16 protein-coding genes, 1 tRNA gene and 1 riboswitch are annotated in these 18,139 nt (G+C 40.8%); of the genes, 4 read left to right on the forward strand and 13 right to left on the reverse strand.

Annotation, left to right across the window (positions count from 1 at the left end; genetic code table 11):
* Nucleotides 1-67 precede the first annotated feature (67 nt).
* Together ABE613_RS09660 and ABE613_RS09665 are read right to left on the reverse strand one after the other, a co-directional pair.
* Entirely contained in the window at nucleotides 68-2,587 is a 2,520-nt protein-coding gene (locus tag ABE613_RS09660) for a heavy metal translocating P-type ATPase (protein ID WP_347376257.1), read from the reverse strand.
* Between the two features lie 28 nt (nucleotides 2,588-2,615).
* Entirely contained in the window at nucleotides 2,616-2,921 is a 306-nt protein-coding gene (locus ABE613_RS09665; RefSeq protein ID WP_235233772.1) for a metal-sensing transcriptional repressor, read from the reverse strand.
* Between the two features lie 129 nt (nucleotides 2,922-3,050).
* On the opposite strand from ABE613_RS09665, the gene ABE613_RS09670 reads away from it, so the two are divergent.
* Nucleotides 3,051-3,401: a hypothetical protein gene (locus ABE613_RS09670; RefSeq protein WP_235233773.1), complete on the forward strand. Its 351-nt coding sequence runs from the start codon at nucleotides 3,051-3,053 to the stop codon at nucleotides 3,399-3,401.
* Nucleotides 3,402-3,496: 95 nt separating this feature from the next.
* Here ABE613_RS09670 and ABE613_RS09675 read toward each other — a convergent pair whose 3' ends face one another.
* The 9 genes from ABE613_RS09675 to ABE613_RS09715 all read right to left on the reverse strand — a co-directional run bounded on the left by ABE613_RS09675 (nucleotide 3,497) and on the right by ABE613_RS09715 (nucleotide 14,413).
* The gene (locus tag ABE613_RS09675) at nucleotides 3,497-4,363 is read right to left on the reverse strand and encodes a DegV family protein (RefSeq protein ID WP_347376258.1); all 867 of its coding nucleotides are present in this window, start codon (nucleotides 4,361-4,363) and stop codon (nucleotides 3,497-3,499) included.
* 122 nt (nucleotides 4,364-4,485) lie between these two features.
* On the reverse strand, nucleotides 4,486-5,415 hold the full coding sequence (locus tag ABE613_RS09680; protein WP_235233776.1) for a cation diffusion facilitator family transporter: 930 nt from the start codon (nucleotides 5,413-5,415) through the stop codon (nucleotides 4,486-4,488).
* A 20-nt stretch (nucleotides 5,416-5,435) separates the two neighbouring features.
* On the reverse strand, nucleotides 5,436-6,527 hold the full coding sequence (locus ABE613_RS09685) for an ABC transporter ATP-binding protein (protein WP_347376259.1): 1,092 nt from the start codon (nucleotides 6,525-6,527) through the stop codon (nucleotides 5,436-5,438).
* Between the two features lie 2 nt (nucleotides 6,528-6,529).
* On the reverse strand, nucleotides 6,530-7,594 hold the full coding sequence (locus tag ABE613_RS09690) for a FecCD family ABC transporter permease (protein WP_235233794.1): 1,065 nt from the start codon (nucleotides 7,592-7,594) through the stop codon (nucleotides 6,530-6,532).
* Between the two features lie 41 nt (nucleotides 7,595-7,635).
* Complete coding sequence (locus tag ABE613_RS09695) at nucleotides 7,636-8,844, reverse strand: ABC transporter substrate-binding protein (protein ID WP_347376260.1); 1,209 nt, start codon at nucleotides 8,842-8,844, stop codon at nucleotides 7,636-7,638.
* A 54-nt stretch (nucleotides 8,845-8,898) separates the two neighbouring features.
* Nucleotides 8,899-11,403, reverse strand: coding sequence for a hypothetical protein (locus ABE613_RS09700; RefSeq protein WP_347376261.1), 2,505 nt, complete (start codon nucleotides 11,401-11,403; stop codon nucleotides 8,899-8,901).
* A 167-nt stretch (nucleotides 11,404-11,570) separates the two neighbouring features.
* A riboswitch (cobalamin riboswitch) is annotated at nucleotides 11,571-11,769 on the reverse strand.
* 76 nt (nucleotides 11,770-11,845) lie between these two features.
* Nucleotides 11,846-12,289: a prepilin peptidase gene (locus ABE613_RS09705; protein WP_235233782.1), complete on the reverse strand. Its 444-nt coding sequence runs from the start codon at nucleotides 12,287-12,289 to the stop codon at nucleotides 11,846-11,848.
* Entirely contained in the window at nucleotides 12,273-13,508 is a 1,236-nt protein-coding gene (locus tag ABE613_RS09710; protein ID WP_235233785.1) for a dicarboxylate/amino acid:cation symporter, read from the reverse strand. The genes ABE613_RS09705 and ABE613_RS09710 overlap by 17 nt, the downstream gene beginning before the upstream one ends.
* Nucleotides 13,509-13,645: 137 nt before the next feature.
* A complete protein-coding gene (locus ABE613_RS09715) occupies nucleotides 13,646-14,413 on the reverse strand; it encodes a ZIP family metal transporter (protein ID WP_347376262.1) in 768 nt (255 codons plus the stop codon).
* 496 nt (nucleotides 14,414-14,909) lie between these two features.
* Here ABE613_RS09715 and ABE613_RS09720 point away from each other — a divergent pair.
* Nucleotides 14,910-14,980: transfer RNA gene (locus ABE613_RS09720), tRNA-Trp, on the forward strand.
* Nucleotides 14,981-15,143: 163 nt separating this feature from the next.
* Here the strand turns inward: ABE613_RS09720 and ABE613_RS09725 are convergent.
* Complete coding sequence (locus ABE613_RS09725; RefSeq protein ID WP_347376263.1) at nucleotides 15,144-15,800, reverse strand: ECF transporter S component; 657 nt, start codon at nucleotides 15,798-15,800, stop codon at nucleotides 15,144-15,146.
* A gap of 197 nt (nucleotides 15,801-15,997) precedes the next feature.
* Between ABE613_RS09725 and coaBC the strand changes: the two genes are divergently transcribed.
* Together coaBC and ABE613_RS09735 are read left to right on the forward strand one after the other, a co-directional pair.
* Entirely contained in the window at nucleotides 15,998-17,218 is a 1,221-nt protein-coding gene (gene coaBC, locus ABE613_RS09730) for a bifunctional phosphopantothenoylcysteine decarboxylase/phosphopantothenate--cysteine ligase CoaBC (RefSeq protein ID WP_347376264.1), read from the forward strand.
* Entirely contained in the window at nucleotides 17,211-17,408 is a 198-nt protein-coding gene (locus ABE613_RS09735) for a hypothetical protein (protein ID WP_235233790.1), read from the forward strand. The genes coaBC and ABE613_RS09735 overlap by 8 nt, the downstream gene beginning before the upstream one ends.
* Nucleotides 17,409-17,490: 82 nt before the next feature.
* On the opposite strand, the gene ABE613_RS09740 is transcribed toward ABE613_RS09735, so the two are convergent.
* Nucleotides 17,491-17,883, reverse strand: coding sequence for a PepSY domain-containing protein (locus ABE613_RS09740; RefSeq protein ID WP_235233791.1), 393 nt, complete (start codon nucleotides 17,881-17,883; stop codon nucleotides 17,491-17,493).
* Between the last annotated feature and the right edge of the window lie 256 nt (nucleotides 17,884-18,139).

The following is an 18,139-nucleotide window of genomic DNA, read 5'->3' on the forward strand; positions in this document are numbered from 1 at the left end:
GCACAATTAAGGGCAGGATATCCGAAAGTTGGAATCCTGCCCTGTCTGTAATCTACTGCTCTGATGCTTATTCAATTCCCAGAACTTTATAATCCTGATCTTCTACCGTCTTCTTTAACACATCATCGGCCAGTTCGGCATTTAATGTTACCACAGCAGTACCTGCTTCATGACTTACTGCTGCTTCAGCCACCTCAGGCAGAGCCTCCAGACACTTCTTCACCCTTGCCTCACAGTGTCCACACATCATTCCTTCGATTTTCATTGTCTTTTCCATTATAATTTCCTCCTGTCTCTTTTTTGATTTTCTTTTTTTATCTTTTTTTGCATCATGCATATCAAACCAATTCAGCCGCAGTGCATTGGTCACCACACAGAAACTCGACAGACTCATTGCTGCTGCGCCGAACATTGGATTCAATTTTAACCCGAACAGCGGATACCACACACCGGCTGCCAGCGGAATCCCAATCACATTGTAGAAAAATGCCCAGAACAGATTCTCATGAATATTGTGAAGAGTTGCCCTGCTTAAACGGATTGCTGCCGGCACATCACTTAACCTGCTCTTCATCAATACTACATCTGCGGCATCAATGGCTATATCCGTTCCTGCCCCAATGGCAATTCCGATATCCGCCCGTGTCAGTGCAGGTGCATCGTTGATTCCATCACCAACCATAGCAACCTTGCCTTTTTTCTTCAGCTTGCGTATCACGCGTTCTTTTCCTTCCGGAAGGACACCGGCAATCACTTCATCCACACCAGCCTGCTTTCCAATCGCCTGTGCAGTCCTTTCGTTATCTCCCGTCAACATAACTACATGAATCCCCATGTTCTGTAATTCTTTTACTGCCTGAGGGCTGTCTTCCTTGATTACATCAGCTACCGCAATGATTCCCACAAGCTGACCATTTTGACTGAAGAACAAAGGCGTCTTTCCTTCTTGTGACAATACCTCTGCCTGGCGCTGTAACTTCTCCGGTACCGTTCCATTTGCACAAATATACTCCAGATTACCGCCACACAATACATCCTCTCCCAGTTTTCCTGACAGTCCATTTCCCGGCACCGCTTGAAATTCTGTAACTTCCTTCTCTGTAAGATGCCTTTCTTCTGCCAACGCAAGAATGGCTTTTGCCAGTGGATGTTCACTTTTTCTTTCTAATGCATATGCCATTCGAAGCAGATCTTCTTCTAATATGTCTACTGGAATAATGTCCGTAACTTTCGGCTCTCCACTGGTAATAGTTCCAGTCTTATCCAAGGCCACAATCTGCATCTTTCCAGTCTCCTCCAGCGAAACTGCCGTCTTAAACATAATCCCATTTCTGGCACCCATTCCATTTCCGACCATGATTGCAACCGGTGTCGCAAGCCCCAATGCACATGGACAGCTGATGACCAGAACAGAGATCCCTCTTGCCAGTGCAAATCCAATACTCTGCCCGGCAAGTAACCAGATCACAATGGTAACAACAGCAATTGAGATAACTGCCGGAACAAACACACCCGATACTCTGTCCGCCACTTTGGCAATCGGGGCCTTTGTAGCCGCAGCATCACTGACCATCTGAATAATCTGCGATAAAGTAGTATCCTCTCCAACCCTCGAAGCCTCACATTTTAAGAATCCAGACTGATTCAATGTGGCGGCAGATACCGAATCGCCAGACGATTTATCCACCGGAATACTTTCTCCTGTCAAAGCCGACTCGTTGACCGCACTGCTTCCTTCTATGACAATTCCATCCACCGGAATATTTTCTCCCGGCCGGACTACAAAGAGATCCCCTTTCCTCACCTGCTCAATCGCCACACTCTGTTCGATTCCTTCCCGAATAACCACTGCTGTCTTTGGTGCCAGCTTCATCAGGCTCTTCAGAGCATCCGTCGTCTTCCCTTTGGAATGGGCCTCCAGCATCTTTCCCACAGTAATTAATGTCAATATCATTGCTGCCGATTCAAAATATAATTCATGCATATAAGACATGACAGCATCCATGTCCATTCGCATCTGGGCATCTGTCATGGCAAATAATGCATAGGTACTGTAGATGTAAGAAGCGCTTGCTCCTAACGCTACCAGTGTGTCCATATTCGGCGCTTTATGCCACAGACTTCGAAATCCGCTGATAAAAAACTTCTGATTGATAATCATAATCGTAGTTGTAAGCAGGAGTTGAATCAACCCCATCGCCACATGATTTCCTTCCATAAAAGCCGGAAGCGGCCAGTTCCACATCATATGTCCCATGGAAACATACATTAGAGGAATCAGAAAACATAATGATGCGATCAATCGCTTCTTTAATATCGGGGTTTCCTTGTCTATGAGAAGTTCCTCATCCGCCATGCCTGATGAAGACTGTTCCTTTGATCCGCCTGCTCCTTTTTCAGAAGCTCCATACCCGGCTTCTTCCACAGCAGCGATGACAGCAGCCGGCAAGGCAGTCCCCTCCACTCCCATTGAATTGGTCAACAGGCTGACCGAACAGGAAGTCACCCCAGGGACTTGTGAAACCGCCTTTTCAACGCGCGCACTACAAGCCGCGCAACTCATTCCTGTCACAGTATACTGTTTCATTTCCTTGGTCTCCTTTAATTACTTCGTATTACTTCATTAGTTTCTGTAAGGTAGCTACAAGTTCATCGATTGTCTCCTCCTTACCTGCACGAATATCTTCCGCAACACAGGTCCGGATATGATTGGCAAGCAGCACTTTATTAAAACTGTTCAGTGCAGCATTGACTGCGGATACCTGTATTAGAATGTCCGTACAATAAGCATCTTCCTCAACCATTCTTTTTATACCACGGACCTGTCCCTCGACACGATTTAACCGATGAATCAGGTCTTTATACTCTTTATCTGATCTCTCTTTGGTTCTGTGAGAGCAACATTGCTTTTGTTCCTCCATATTACATTCATCTCCTTTACATCCATCATTATATACCCCTATCGGGTATATTGCAACAAATTCTTTTGTTTCCTTGCTTTTTGAGGACAGATTTGTTACTGTTAAAGAGTAAGAAATGGAGGGATTCCTATGTTATCAGAACGTTTATTAAAATACCCCGGATTTATCTATGATATCAATGGCACTTATTATTATCTTGGGAAATGGATCTGCAAAAAATGTACAGATATAGAGGCAACCGACTGTGTTTCTATGTATCAGATGTGCCGAAGCAATCACGAAGAGCCGGAGACAAATATGTATTTCCAGAAGATTCGTGCATTCAGCGATTTTGCTCTGGAGATTCCCTATAATCCAGAAAAGATTGAAAAAGATATGCAGACAGTTACAGAGAATCTATCTGATGCCTCTTTCGCCTCTTTGGATACTCAGATGCAGAATTTTGAAGAAGACTGTCTGAAATACTGCGGCAAATTATAATTCAGATATCAAAGTAAAAAGATGCTCCGACGAATCCTGAAAGGATTCAATCGAGCATCTTTTTTCATAATATTTAATATTCATTTCCCTATTATTTATTTTCCTACAAGAATCATGGATAACATTCCCGGGCCTGTATGTGCCCCGATAATCGGTGACAACATTGTTCGTCTCACTATGACATCATAATGAGAATCTTGCACTTTATGCGTTAATTCCTCTGCTAATTCAGGTGCATCAGCATCACAGACATATATGATACTTCCTTGCTCTGGATCATAGTTTTCAACAAAAAACTTATACAAAGATGTCATGGCAACTTTATTACCACGTTTTTTATCCACGGTTATCAATTTACCATTTTTATCAATTTCAAGCATTGGCTTAATATTGAGTGCAGATCCAACGATTGCAGTCGCTGCACTGACACGTCCCCCTCGCTTAAGATACATCAGATCCTGAACCATAAAATAATGGCGAAGCTTTGGAATCACCGCATTGATTGCATCGTAGTTCTCATGAATATCCATTCCTTTTTTCTGGTTTTCTATTGCCTTCTCAACCAGAATCCCAATTCCGCCTGTTGCCGCTAATGTATCTACTGGAAGAACTTCCTGATTCGGATACTCCTCTTTCAAATTCCCAGCTGCAAGCATAGCACTGTTATAAGTGGAAGAAAGCCCGCTCGACAGACAGAAATACAAGACTGACTTTCCGTCTTCTAAGAACTTTTTAAAATACTTCTCGTACATAAACGGTGAGATCTGCGAAGTCTTTGTCATATCACCACCGCGTTGTCCATCATAAAATTTCTTCAACACTTCCTCTTCTTCGCAGCCTTGTGATGTACGCATCTCATCCCCCAGGGAATATTCCATCGAGACAAATGCTACGTTATTTTCTCTGGCCGCTTCCGCAATAATATCACCGGAAGCATCCATACAAATGATATAATCGTTCATAATAACCTCCAATTGTTACAAAACGTTATAATATGTAACACTTATTTCGTCACAATTGTATCATCTTATGAATCGGTTCACAACATATTTATATATAAATTAATAACTATTCAAAAAACAATTTATTCTATTACTTCTGTATTTCCATTGTACTCAATATTCGGCAACAATTCAAAATAAAAATCCTGATAATGTTTTGCCAAAGCACGGATAATAAAATCCTGTACAATCTTAAATCTAGAGATAGACACTTCATCCTTGTCAAATGTAATATAAACACTGATCCACAGCTTACGCCCAGTTCTTACAATATCAAAATAAAGCTTGTCATATCCGTACGCATCTAAGATTGGAACGATAATATCTTTAATTTGCTGTACAGTTTCTTCCTCCGGCGGGAGCAAGAACAAATCCCGCAGACCAACAACCACACTCTTCATCGGCGTAGGCAACATAAAAACAGATAGAATAATTGCAATAATCTGATCCAGATACGGGGTAAACGGCTGAAACCAATTTGATGTAATAATGACCGGCAAAAAGAAAGCCACTGTCATTCCCATTGATGCAATCGTATCGACCTTCCATTCCTGAATCTCGACCGTTACGATTGGAGAATCCAGATTCTTATTCAATTTGCTTAGAATAACGATAAAAATAACACTTAGGATTGTCGAAGACAATTCAAAATAAGCTATCACTGAAAAGTCCACATGGCGGCCTCCATGCAGCATAAGCTGAAAATTGTTGACAATCAGGCCAAACGTAACCGCTGTCATAACAATTCCTTTTATCATTACAAACAACGACTCTACCTGAAGATACCCAAAAGGCCGTTTCTCATTAGATGGCTTATACAAAAGTGGAAGCAATGACATTGACACAAAGATCATTGATAGTTCCACGCCATCATAAACAGCATCTAATAACACTGCCTGAGAACATGTATATATCGCCATAATCAATTCAAGGATAACGAACAGACAGTTCCCTGCAAGAGATACCTCCAAGGCTGACATTTCTGATTTTCGCTTTTTTCGATTTGAATGCATACCCTTTAATCATTCCCTTCCTACATTTTCCCCATTCGCTCTGCCTCTCTGACAAGATCTTCGATTCGCCGGTTACACGGGCCAATCTCTATTCCTGCATTGATGACTCTCCTACATCTCTCCATCGCCCGCACCGCTTCCTTATAGGTCCCATCAGTAATCTCAAAAAACGGCTTTTCTACAATGACCTGTGATGCCAGTAATCTTGCAAGCTGATAATCCATATCGTTCGTATACAGGATTCCCGCTATAAAAGGTGTATTCTCTTTTTGAAGCTGACGATAAACCGGGATTCCGCTTCCACATCCAGAGATTACAAACACTTCCGGATCTCCTGTAGGACGCGGCAATTCAATACTTCCTAGCGTCGGGTCAAAGAAACCGTTATCTATCTCATACAATTCCCGGATGATATCTTCCTGAAATACTTCCTCAGGAATTCCATAATGGGAGATTGTCTCACCCTTCACGCATATGATCTTATCCGATATCTTCTGGGCCAGATCAATCTCATGCAAAGACATGATCACTGTAATTCCATTCTCTTTCGCCATTCTGCGAAGAATCGCAAGAAGCTCCAGTTTATGACGTACATCTAAAAACGAAGTCGGCTCATCCAATATAATAATATCCGGTTCCTGACAGATAGCGCGTGCCAGAAGGATTCTCTGACGCTGTCCATCACTGATTGCATTGAAATCACGGCATCCCAGTTCCTGGGCATGGACAGCTTCCATCGCTTTATCTACCTTTTCTTCGTCCTCCCTGGACAGTATACCAAGTCGGCCCGTATATGGATACCGGCCGGTCGCAACAATATCATGGCACGTCATAAGTTCCGGCTTCATACGTTCCGTCAGCACTACGGCCATACGAGTGGATAATTCCTTATATGATAATGTCTGGAGGAAACTGTTATCAAAAAAAACTTTCCCGCCGATCAGTTTCAGCTGGCGTGTAATACTCTTAAGAATCGTCGATTTTCCAGAGCCGTTGGGCCCGATTAGTGTCACGATCTCTCCCTGATCTATTCCAATATTAATATCATGGATCAGCGGCTTTCCATTATAGCCGACCGTCGTATTCTGCATTTGAAAATAATAATCAGCCATATCTATCTTCCTTTCTCCCGCTTCAACATCATAATAATCACAATCGGAGCCCCCAGTACAGAAGTCACCGTACTGATATTCAGTTCCATTGGTGCAAATGCCATACGTGCAATCAGATCACACAACATACAGAACACCGCCCCGCCCAGAAACGTCGCCGGGATCACCACAAGCGGTCTGGACGTATTCAAAGATTTTCTAACCAGATAAGGAACCGCGATTCCTACGAAAGAAATTGGTCCGGCAAATGCTGTGACGCATGCAGAAAACACACTGGAAAGGAGAATCAGCACCACACGGAACACCTTGATATTCACTCCCATACTCTGTGCATAAGCCTCTCCCAACTGATACGCACCGATCGGCTTTGACAAAAAGAAAGTAAATACCAGTGTGATACCAACGACAATCGTTGCAACCTTTACATTACTCCAGCTCATACCTGAAAAACTTCCCTGAGACCAGCCATGCAGATTCACAATATCCGAATCTTCCGCAAAAGTTACGACAAAATCCGTCACTGCCGAGCAGATGTAACCAATCATAATACCTCCCACCAACAGAGATGCCATATGGTGGATCTTTCTTGACAGCATAAGGATAAATCCCGTGGAAATCAGCGATCCGATGAACGCCGCGAAAATCAAAGTATAGGAAGAAAATGATCCCATATATTCCAAAAATATGATCATCGTCAGCGCAACAACCATCTTTGCCCCGGAAGAGATTCCCAGCACATATGGTCCGGCAATCGGATTCGCAAAAAATGTCTGCAGTAAAAATCCTGACAAAGACAGCGCCCCGCCTAATATAGCAGCCATAAGGATTCTTGGCAGCCTGATCTTCCATATGATACTGTATTCCACATCATTTCCGCCATGCTGGAATAGTATATCGAGAATCGTTGGTACAGAGATTCTTACATTCCCTGTATTAATATTCAATACTGTAATTACGCAAAATGCTATTGCCAGAACAATGAAAACCATCGAATATCTGGTCCGTCTTCTAAAATTCTCACTGTGAAAGCTTCCCGTTTCCTGTGCAGTACTAACCTTCTTCTGCATCATTTCCTCACCAAATTCTTTCATATATCCGTCTTCTATGCTTATTGCACTTTATATAAGAATGTCATACCATCCTCACCCTGATCCGTCAGCATCAGATGAATATCCATGATCAGATTCCCAACGATATCGGTTGCCTGATACAGATACTTTCCGGTACACCACACATTTCCATCCTTGACCGCCTTAAAATCTGCAAATAATTCACTTTTTGCCAACAGATCATCGATGCTCGCAATCGGGCTGTCAATCGATGAATTATAGATCAGATAATCCGCCTCTACAGCGGTCGCGTAAAATTCTTCCATCGTAAGATTCACAGCCGCACTGTTATTCTCTGTATTTTCCAGATCATCAAAAATATAACGTCCGCCGGCAATCTCTATCATCGTCGGAATATAATCTTCCGTTTTACGTACAACAACAGAGCCATCCGACTTCACATAGAAAAATGCTACCGTTTTTTCTGTATTCTTAAAATCCTTTAATTCTTCAATGACCTTTGTCTGTTCTTCAAAAAAGGCTTCTGCTTCATCATCTTTATCTACCATCGCCCCATACAACTTGATCCATTCTGTTCTTCCAAGAGGATGTATCTCATAGCTGGAACGGTCAACAAATACCGGGATGCCAAGATCTTCAATCATCTCTTTTACTTTTGGTGAATGCTGAATCATGGTAGATTCAATCGCAAGATTACATTCTTCGTCAATCATAAGCTCATAATCCGGCTCGCTGTATTTGCCTGCAAACAGGATATCACCCGCCTCCATTGCAGCGACCGCATGATCAATATACCACCCCGAAACATCTGTTCCGCTGAGTCTGATTGATCCCAATGCATCAATCGCATCAAACAAAGCCATTGCGGAGGTTGCCGCCAGATATATCTTATCCAAAGGTTTCTGTAATATAACAATATCTTCATCTATTCCTTCCGGAACTTCTCCATCTTCCGGTACAAGCAGATACGTTGCACTGTCATAGACTTCGATCACTTCATAGCCATCATTATAATAATATACATCGAAGCCCTCTGCATAATCAAGTTCCAGTGTCCGTTCATAAGTAAGCCCGGGAATCTCCAAAGCCTGCTTACTTTCCTCTTTCTGCTCTGTCTGTATCGTCTCTTCTGATTGCCCTGCATCATCAACTGTCTCTTTACTCTCAGAAGCACATCCAATAATTCCTTCCATCACCATCAGCAGAACCAGAATCAGACTGACTATTTTCTTCCTGTTTTTTTTCATTTCACCAACTCCATTAACAGAGACGGCCGTTACGCCGTCCCTGTCTCTACCGTATTATTTTTTTGCTATTGCAGCCGCATGAAAAAGCTCTTCTGCTTTCTCTTCACATCCGAAAATGGCTCCATAAATCTTTACCCATTCCTTCTGTGCCAGCTCTTCTTCTTCATCTGCAGAACGATCTATAACCACCGGGATATCAAGAAGCGCATATTTCTCTGTCTGTTCAAAGAAACGCTCTTCCTGTTCTTCTACTGTCAGGTCTTTTTTCTCATCTTCCTGCGGAAGAATGTCAGACGGAAGAAGGGCAAGATTACATTTACTGCTGATTAATTTCTTAAAGTCCGGTTCCTCATATGTACCTGCAAAGGATATTTCTTCCTTCTCCATCTTATCTGCTATCGCATCAATCTTACAGTCATCTTCCTCACAGGCAACTGCTACCACCTGATCCAGCATATCCATCTGTTCCAACTGTTCCAGAATATCATCGGAAGCCGCATATGTCTTATCAACCGGCTGTTGGATCACAACAACTTCTTTATCAAGTCCGGCCGGAATCTCTACACCTTCCGGAACGATCAGATATTTCACAACATTTTCTTTATAAAGCTCTGCTACGATCTCTTCCTGTGTCTGAACATTCGAAGCCGTTTCCTCCGAAGTTTCTGCCGAATCATCATCTTCTACATTCTCTGTCTCGTCTTCTGACTCAACCTTCTTCTTAGAATCTTTCTCTGTCTCTTCGTCCTCTGCATCTTCTCTTACCGTACCTGATACCAGATCAATCTCAAGAAGCGTAATGCCCTGTTCATATTTATAGATCTTAAAGTACTCAGCATAATCCAAAGTCACTTCATCTTCGTATTCTAAACCAAGAATATCCGGTGCCTCTTCGTCCAGTTTCTTGCTGCTTCCCATACCGCTTCCAATAACTGTTTTGTCGTCTGCTTCTCCTGCTGCTGCAAGATATATAAAGATATTGTAAGCAACTTCATGTGCCGTTGACATCGCCGTTGTCATACCAATAATCTGGTTATTTTTATTCAACTCAACCGGAATCGTAAAAACAGAAGTTCCGCCCACAACTGTAGCATAGTATTTATTGCCGTTAGCCTTTACATAACTGTAATTCGGACTGCTGAATACGATTGTCGCATATGCCTGACCGTTCGTTATTGTAATCTTTGTACAAGAAATGCTTACACGTCCGGTTCCACCCGACCATGTGAAGCTGTCTGGTGTATAGACGCCGTCTTTTAACTTGGTGGTATTGTTCACTTTTCCAGTCGAACCGCTTAAGTCAGACTCATACTTGGATTCGGAATCTGGATTGCTATTATTCTGACTGCCGGAAGAACCGGTGCTGCCGCTGGAACCTGAATTACCAGTGTTGCCTGTGCTGCCAGACGAATTATTCCCAGAATCTGAATCTGTTACTTTTTGCGCACCTTCAGAAGAAAATGTAACATGACGATCATACCACTCATCATTCGCGATTGAATGTGCAGCAATTAAAATTTCCTTATCCAGAACAAGAACAGGAATATCAAATGTACGGTAGGTTGTATCCCCCTCTTTATATTCCTTTCTAGCTCCTATCCATCCTGAACCTTTTTCTGCATCTTCTCCTGAACCAACAAACAAATAATCATAACCTGTTTTTTTAGTGCTTAGAGTCAATTCTGCCGTCATCATACCATTATCAACTGTGAGTATGCAATTATCAATGCTAAACATTCCCTCTGTACAAGTTGCATTTATTATATATCTTCCATTCTCCAAAGCACCTGGTGTTGGAATTGGATCCGGCTCTGTTTCTCCAACTATTTCTGCTGGAATCTGAAGTACCAAAGGAGTTGTTTTATACCATCCCTTTCCTTCACCTGGATTATATAAAGCGATTGGTACATTGCTACCTGCGTCAGATACTGACACGGAGAAATTAAATACCCATCCTGATTTCCCGTCTTGATTAACTTCTATTCCGTCTATTGCTTTTTCCAACGTTGCATCTTCAACATTTCCAAGATAAATCTTACTGTAACTTACATTGGCTGTATACATGCTGATATTAATCTGATTTCCACTAATAACTGCTTCTGAATTTGCTATTTTAAACATTTTATATTCTGTATTATCAGAAACCTTTAATACCTTTATTCCCACATCTCCGGTTGGAATCTGGATACTAGTATTATCAACCTCACCTTCTTCTAAGAGCATTGGTACTCCTAATAGACTTTGATTTATTATCTCAGTTGTGGTAATTTCCTCATTTTCAGAAATATTTTGCTGATTCTCCAGCTGTACTGTTTCATTCTCCATTGTCTGTGGATTCTCCACTTTCTCTTCGGTCTTCGAAGGTTCTACATTCTGCGGAATATCAGAAGGATTTCCCTGTTCAGCTTCTTCTCCTTCTACCACTTCTTCTTGCTGTTCATTCTCTGCATTTTCCTGTCCTTGTACATTCGGCTCTTCTGCTCGAAGCGAGGTCACAGGTGTTACTACCATAGCCACAGCCAGAAGAAGGGCAAGAAATTTTTTCGTGTTGCTTTTCACTTAAATCCTCTCCTTTTGATTATTTTCGGCCTTCTGGGGAAGTGGCCCCTTGTTGGTATTGCAAAAAAAATCTGCTATCATTCCGAAAGCAGACATTCTTCAAGAGCTGTGAAAAATATTTTCCCACAACTTTTACTTTATTACATGAAAACACTTTCTTCGGAAGCTATTCACCAACATTTTCAGCAGGTTTCCTGACTTACATATCAACGCTCGGCTGCACCTTCTCACATATAAAATATATGCAATGGCATATCAGAGCCTTACTCCTTGCTTACAGTGACCGGATCGCTCAGGACTTGCACCTGATTCCCTTTTACCCCTACAGATGAACATCTGTCTGGCACTGAAAACCCCATATATTTGATATTATCAATCACTACCTCATTGTAGCAAACTTATCAGCCAATTACAATATTTCCCAAAGAAAGTCCTTCCTTTTTCACATTCTCAAAAAATAAGCTGTAGCCATACCAAGGCATAAGAATGGCCCAAATGGAAATGATGTTTTATATCCAACTTTTTTTTGCACCAGAATCCATACTACATAGATTCCTGCGCTAAATACCGCCATTACGAATGCAAGCATCATACACCGCCATCCAAGATACCATCCACAGACAGCCGTGAGTTTGATATCACCGCCGCCGAAGCTTCCCGGAACAATACACGTAATAATGAGAAGCAGTATGCTGATACATAAGACGCCGATTCCTCTCTCCATCAGACTGATTTCTGTGAAAAAAGGGGTTGATGCCAGACCAACCCCTCCAGTTATTATGATTAATTTGTTCGGAATCTTCATTGTCTTCCAATCATTATAGGCTATCATTGCCAATAAACTTAAGAATCCTGCCGCAAATAATATTCTACAGACATTCACCATCCGATCTCTCCTTCTGTTTTTTGTTCTCAGTTGCCTGAATCACAACAGAACATGCAATATCTCCAGTAATGTTCGTAGCCGTTGGAGCCATATCTGTAATCCGGTCGATTCCAGCCACCAGTCCGATACCTTCCAGCGGAAGCCCTACAGACTGCAGAACCATGGAAAGCATGACCATTGCAGACCCTGGGATTCCTGCCGCCCCTATAGACGCAAATGTACACGTCAGCACAATTGTAATCTGCTGCACCAGACTCAGATGAATTCCATATACATTTGCAATAAATAATGCACAGATTCCCTGATAAATAGCAGTTCCGTCCATATTGATCGTAGAACCGAGCGGAAGTACAAAAGAACGCACCTCTTCTGTGACACCCAACTGTTCTGCTGATTTCATAGAATATGGCAATGTCGCTGAACTACTTGCTGAAGTAAAAGCAAATACGATTGCTTCTGCTGCTTTTTGAAAGAATTCTTTTGGTCCCACGCCGGAAAATAATTTTACAGAAGATGAATATACAATGATTGCATGCAATATACAAGTACCATAAACTGCCAGAACCACACTGACCAACGGAAGCAGTACTTCTGCCCCATTTTCTGCCACAATCGGTGTAATCAACGCAAATACTGCAACAGGTGTAAACTTCATAATCACTCCGGTAATGGCATACATTGCTTCAGCCAGTGAATCGAATGCTTTGAGAATTGGTTTACCCTTATCTCCAATCATCACAATTCCGCCGCCAATGACAATGGCAAACGCAATAATCTGGAGCATATCTCCATTTGCCAGTGATTGTATCGGATTTGACGGAATAATATTAACTAAGGTATTGATAACTCCCGTACTCTCCGGAATCGTTACCTCTGCAACTTCTCCTGTAATCTCAAAGCCCTGACCAATCTTAAATATATTGGACACAATAATACCAAGTGTTGCTGCACAAGCAGTTGTACATAAGAAATATACCACTGTCTTTCCGCCGATTCTTCCAATCTTTTTTGCATCACCGATTCCACATACGCCCACGATAATTGAAGAAAATACCATTGGTACAACAATCATCTTGATGCAGTTCAGGAACAATGTTCCAAATGGGCTGATATATGTATTGGCAAAATCAGCATGATTCTGCAATGCCAATCCCGCTATGACACCAAGCGCTAATCCTATTAATGTCTTCACAGGCATACTTAACTTTTTCTTTTCCATAAGTCCTCCTCATCAGTATCTTTTTTATTACTCTCATATTAAATTAGTATATCACAACCCCGATTTTATTACTATTATTGTTTATTTTTTCACTTACTCTGGTTTTTCTATGCATATTTACTATACAATTTACTCCCTTATCCAAACGCGACATCCAGAATCATCATCACAAGAAATCCCACAATAAATCCCAACGTCCCTGATTTTTCTTCTTCTCCGATATATGCTTCCGGTATCAGCTCCTGTACTACGACATAAATCATGGCTCCTGCTGCAAATGCCAGAAACCATGGCATCCCTCCCTGCACCAGATTTGCTGCTGCAGCTGCCAGAACTCCAAAGACTGGCTCCACAACCGCCGACATGCTCCCAATAAAAAAGGCTTTTTTCTTACTTATTCCATTGTTAATTAGTGGCAATGCAACGGCAGTCCCTTCTGGAAAATTCTGAATTGCAATACCGACCGTTAAAGCAATGGCCCCTGACAACCTTGATGCATCCTGAAGATCTTGAGCTGCCAATGCAAATGCAATGCCTATCGCCATTCCTTCCGGGATATTGTGCGCTGTAATTGCCGTCACCAGCATCGCCGTATTCCTTTTAACCTGAAAACTCTCCCACTTTCGAATCAAATAATCCACTAGAATCAACAGCCATACACCTATCAAAAAACCACAGGTAATGACCAGCCAGCTAATCTGTCCATTCTCTTCTGCGTATTCGATTCCCGGCAACAGCAAAGACCATACCGAAGCCGCAATCATCACACCGCCGGCAAACCCCAGAAATCCACTCTGTAATCTTCCTCCAATCTCCTTTTTTACGAAAAATACTCCTGCTGCTCCAAGTGTCGTCACAGAAAGCGTCAATAAAGTTCCCAAAAAAGTCCATATAATTCCATTCATTCTTCTCACCCATTAGTCAATATATGGAATTAAATAAAGATTGTTCTTCATATATCTGGAATTCTCTCCTATTCCAGGCTATAATAAAACTAGTCCATACAATAAAAAAGGAGAAAGCTGCATGAATTTTCATTATGAAGAACCTTTAAAAGAATATATGAGAAAAAAAGACATTTCAAATATCTTTATCGAAGTCTATATGTGCCATTCCTGAGCGGGAATCACAGAGATCTATGCGAGGTTCGCAAACAAGAAAAAAACGGAATTTTTAAAATCCAAAAAGCATTATCGCAGTATTCCAACTGAAATGGGCGAGATTCTTCTCCCTCCAATAAAATTGGAATACGCCGATTCCGTTGCGCTGGGTTTACAGTCTTCTATCTTCGGAAAATTGATCACGCTCCAGGGTGTTAAAATTTAATGTGTTATTTTCAATTTATCTATTGACAACTATCAATGTTATATGGTATAAATATCTAGTGCGACAGAGAAATATAGGGGATTGGTCAAGTGGTATGATAGGGGTCTCCAAAACCTTTGGCGGGAGTTCGATTCTCTCATCCCCTGCTTAATCAAAAAGAAGTCTTGAATTTACAAGACTTCTTTTTGGTTTTGAGAAAATTTCCATGCAATCAAATTTTTGTTTTACTTTATTATAAAATAAAAGCCCCGGATTTTCAGGGCTTTTGATTTTATTCATTTTAATCTCTATTCATTTATCATAACTAATTTATTTTGCAATCTGAGCGCTCACTACGTTAATATTCATCTTCTTGAACACCTGAATCAATACCTTTCCAAGCGCCAATACAAGAACTGCTGCTGCAATTGCTTCTGGAATACCTGATGCTGTTACAGTTCCCATAACGAGTCCCCATACAGCTGTCACAGCAACATCTTTTGCTTCTGCATACTGCTGTGCAAACAGCAGATAAATGCTTCCCATAACTGTTATGGTATTTACCATAGAACCTACAAATCCTACAATTGGAAGTGCAATTACCTGATTTACTTTTAGTTTACTTAGTAAAATCCATAACCATCCTGCAGCCACTCCAATCAAAATACGGCATCCTACAGATATCCAGATTGCTTTCAGTGCTCCTGGAATTCCTGTTGTGCTCATAAATGGCGAAAATGCAAAGGATAAGAGTGTAGGTGCCATTGTATTACTAATCATCGAACACATACCAAAAACAAATCCTAAGATTGCTCCTGCAGAAGGTCCTAACAGAACCGCTCCAATAATTACAGGAATGTGTACAGTTGTCGCCTTAATAATTGGCAGTTGGATCATACCTAAAGGTGTATTCGCCAACACAATGACAATTGCTGCCATAAGTGCGACACTGACCATCCATCGAGTGTCATGTTTCTTTTCTTTCATTATTCAATTCCTCCTTGTTATCATTCCCGACTGCCGGGATACAATACAATTACTGTGTCATTATATCATCGGAATTTATTGAGAACAAGTATAAAATCGAGTACAATCCTGTTAATTTAGGTCCTTGATTCTTGCAAGATAAGCAGAAACACGCTATAGTTATTTTATATTATATCAATATAAAGAGAGGATTTACTATGCAATTGAAAAATAAAACAATTCTTCTTGGTGTTACTGGAGGAATTGCTGCTTATAAAAGTGCATCTCTGAGCAGTCTGTTGGTAAAGTCTGGCGCAGAAGTCCATGTTCTTATGACGGAAAATGCCAAGAACTTCATAAATCCCATTACATTTGAGACTTTAACAGGCCATAAATGTGTAACAGATACTTTTGATCGTAATTTTGAATTTAACGTAGAACATGTTGCGCTTGCCAAAAAAGCAGATGTTGTTATGATTGCACCAGCAACTGCCAATGTTATCGCTAAACTTGCACATGGTCTTGCCGATGATATGCTTACTACTACCATTCTTGCCTGTAAATGTCCTAAAATCATAGTACCAGCCATGAATACAGCCATGTATGAGAATCCCATCACTCAAGATAATCTTGCAACTTTACGTCGTTATGGTATGGATATTGTAACCCCTGCCAGTGGTTATCTTGCATGTGGTGACACCGGAACTGGAAAGATGCCAGAGCCTTCAGACTTGTATGAACATATTCTTCGTCATTGTGCTTGTCCAAATGATATGGAAGGATTGAAAGTTCTTGTTACTGCTGGCCCAACTCAGGAAGCTATTGATCCGGTTCGATATATCACCAACCATTCTTCTGGGAAAATGGGTTACAGTATCGCCAAAGCTTGTATGTTAAGAGGTGCCAATGTCACACTCGTAACTGGAAAGACGGCATTAGAACCGCCTAAATTCGTTCATGTTGTTCCAATTATCACAGCAAAAGATATGTTTAATGCCGTTACTTCCAGAAGCAAAGATATGGATATTATAATTAAAGCTGCAGCTGTTGCAGACTATCGCCCAAGTCAAGTCTCAGATGAAAAAGTAAAAAAGGCAGACGCAGAGTTATCAATTCCATTAGAGCGAACAGATGACATCTTAAAGTATCTCGGAGAACATAAACTTCCTAACCAATTTTTATGTGGCTTTTCTATGGAGACAGAAAACATGCTTGAAAATTCCAGAAAGAAACTTGCAAAAAAAAATCTGGACATGATTGTAGCAAATAATTTAAAAATAAAAGGTGCTGGTTTTGAAACCGATACAAATATAGTTACTCTAATTACTAAAAACTCCGAAACTGAGCTTCCAATTATGGAAAAAGATGAAGTTGCATTCCGACTATTGGATGCCATTTTAGAATTAAGATTGAAAAAGGAGAATACGTCTCATGAATAAAGATTTTTCCCAAATTCAACAAGATGTAACACACGTAATTGAACTCAACGAAAACGGAAAAAATATGGCTGAGATTGCTGAGCGGCTAGATTTTTCCATAGATTATATTAAACTCATTTTGACTTGTGCACAAGGATTTACAGAAGACGATCCGATTGCTGTAGCACATTTGGTGGAAATGGAATTTTAAATATTATCACATTAAAAATCCTGCCTACTATATAGATTTTCTTTCATATAATAGGCAGGATTTTCATAATTATCATCTGATATTATAGCTTTTCTTCGCTCCATTCCAGAAATTCTCCTGAATATGCATCTATCTCAAAATCATATTCTTTCTGCTCATATATAATATCACCATCATATTTATAATATCCATCATCATATTCCAATTTGATTTTGACATTTTGCTCTGTTGCTCCAGGGACTTTTTCAAGAACAAGTTTTATTGCTTCCTCTTCACTGACAGTCACTTGTTCTTGTGAAGGTATTTGTTCGTTATTCTGGCTATTATTTTGATTCTGTTGCGTATTAGTTGACGTAGTATTTCCATCTTTTCCGGTATTGGAAGCAGTATTCGAATTTCCATTCGTGCATCCACTCAAAACTATTGTAGAAAACATCATAAAAGCTACTAATAAAGTAATGTATTTTTTTCGCATATCTTTCCTCCTAAGATTTCATTTTTTCTTGCATTTAGTATATCCATTTAAATTGAAAGAAAGACTAAAATTCACATTATATTTTTTACAAATTATGCAAAAAAGACAGTCAAACCGACTGTCTTAAACTTATGTACCTTCAAAACTGCATACAAGAAATATCATCCATTACCTATCACCTTGCTTGGTCATGCCCTCGACCGATTAGTAGCAGTCAGCTCCATACATTACTGTACTTCCACCTCTGCCCTATCTA

The sequence above is a fragment of the Dorea chungnamensis genome, assembly GCF_039832125.1.
Taxonomy (GTDB): Bacteria; Bacillota; Clostridia; order Lachnospirales; family Lachnospiraceae; genus JAFBIX01.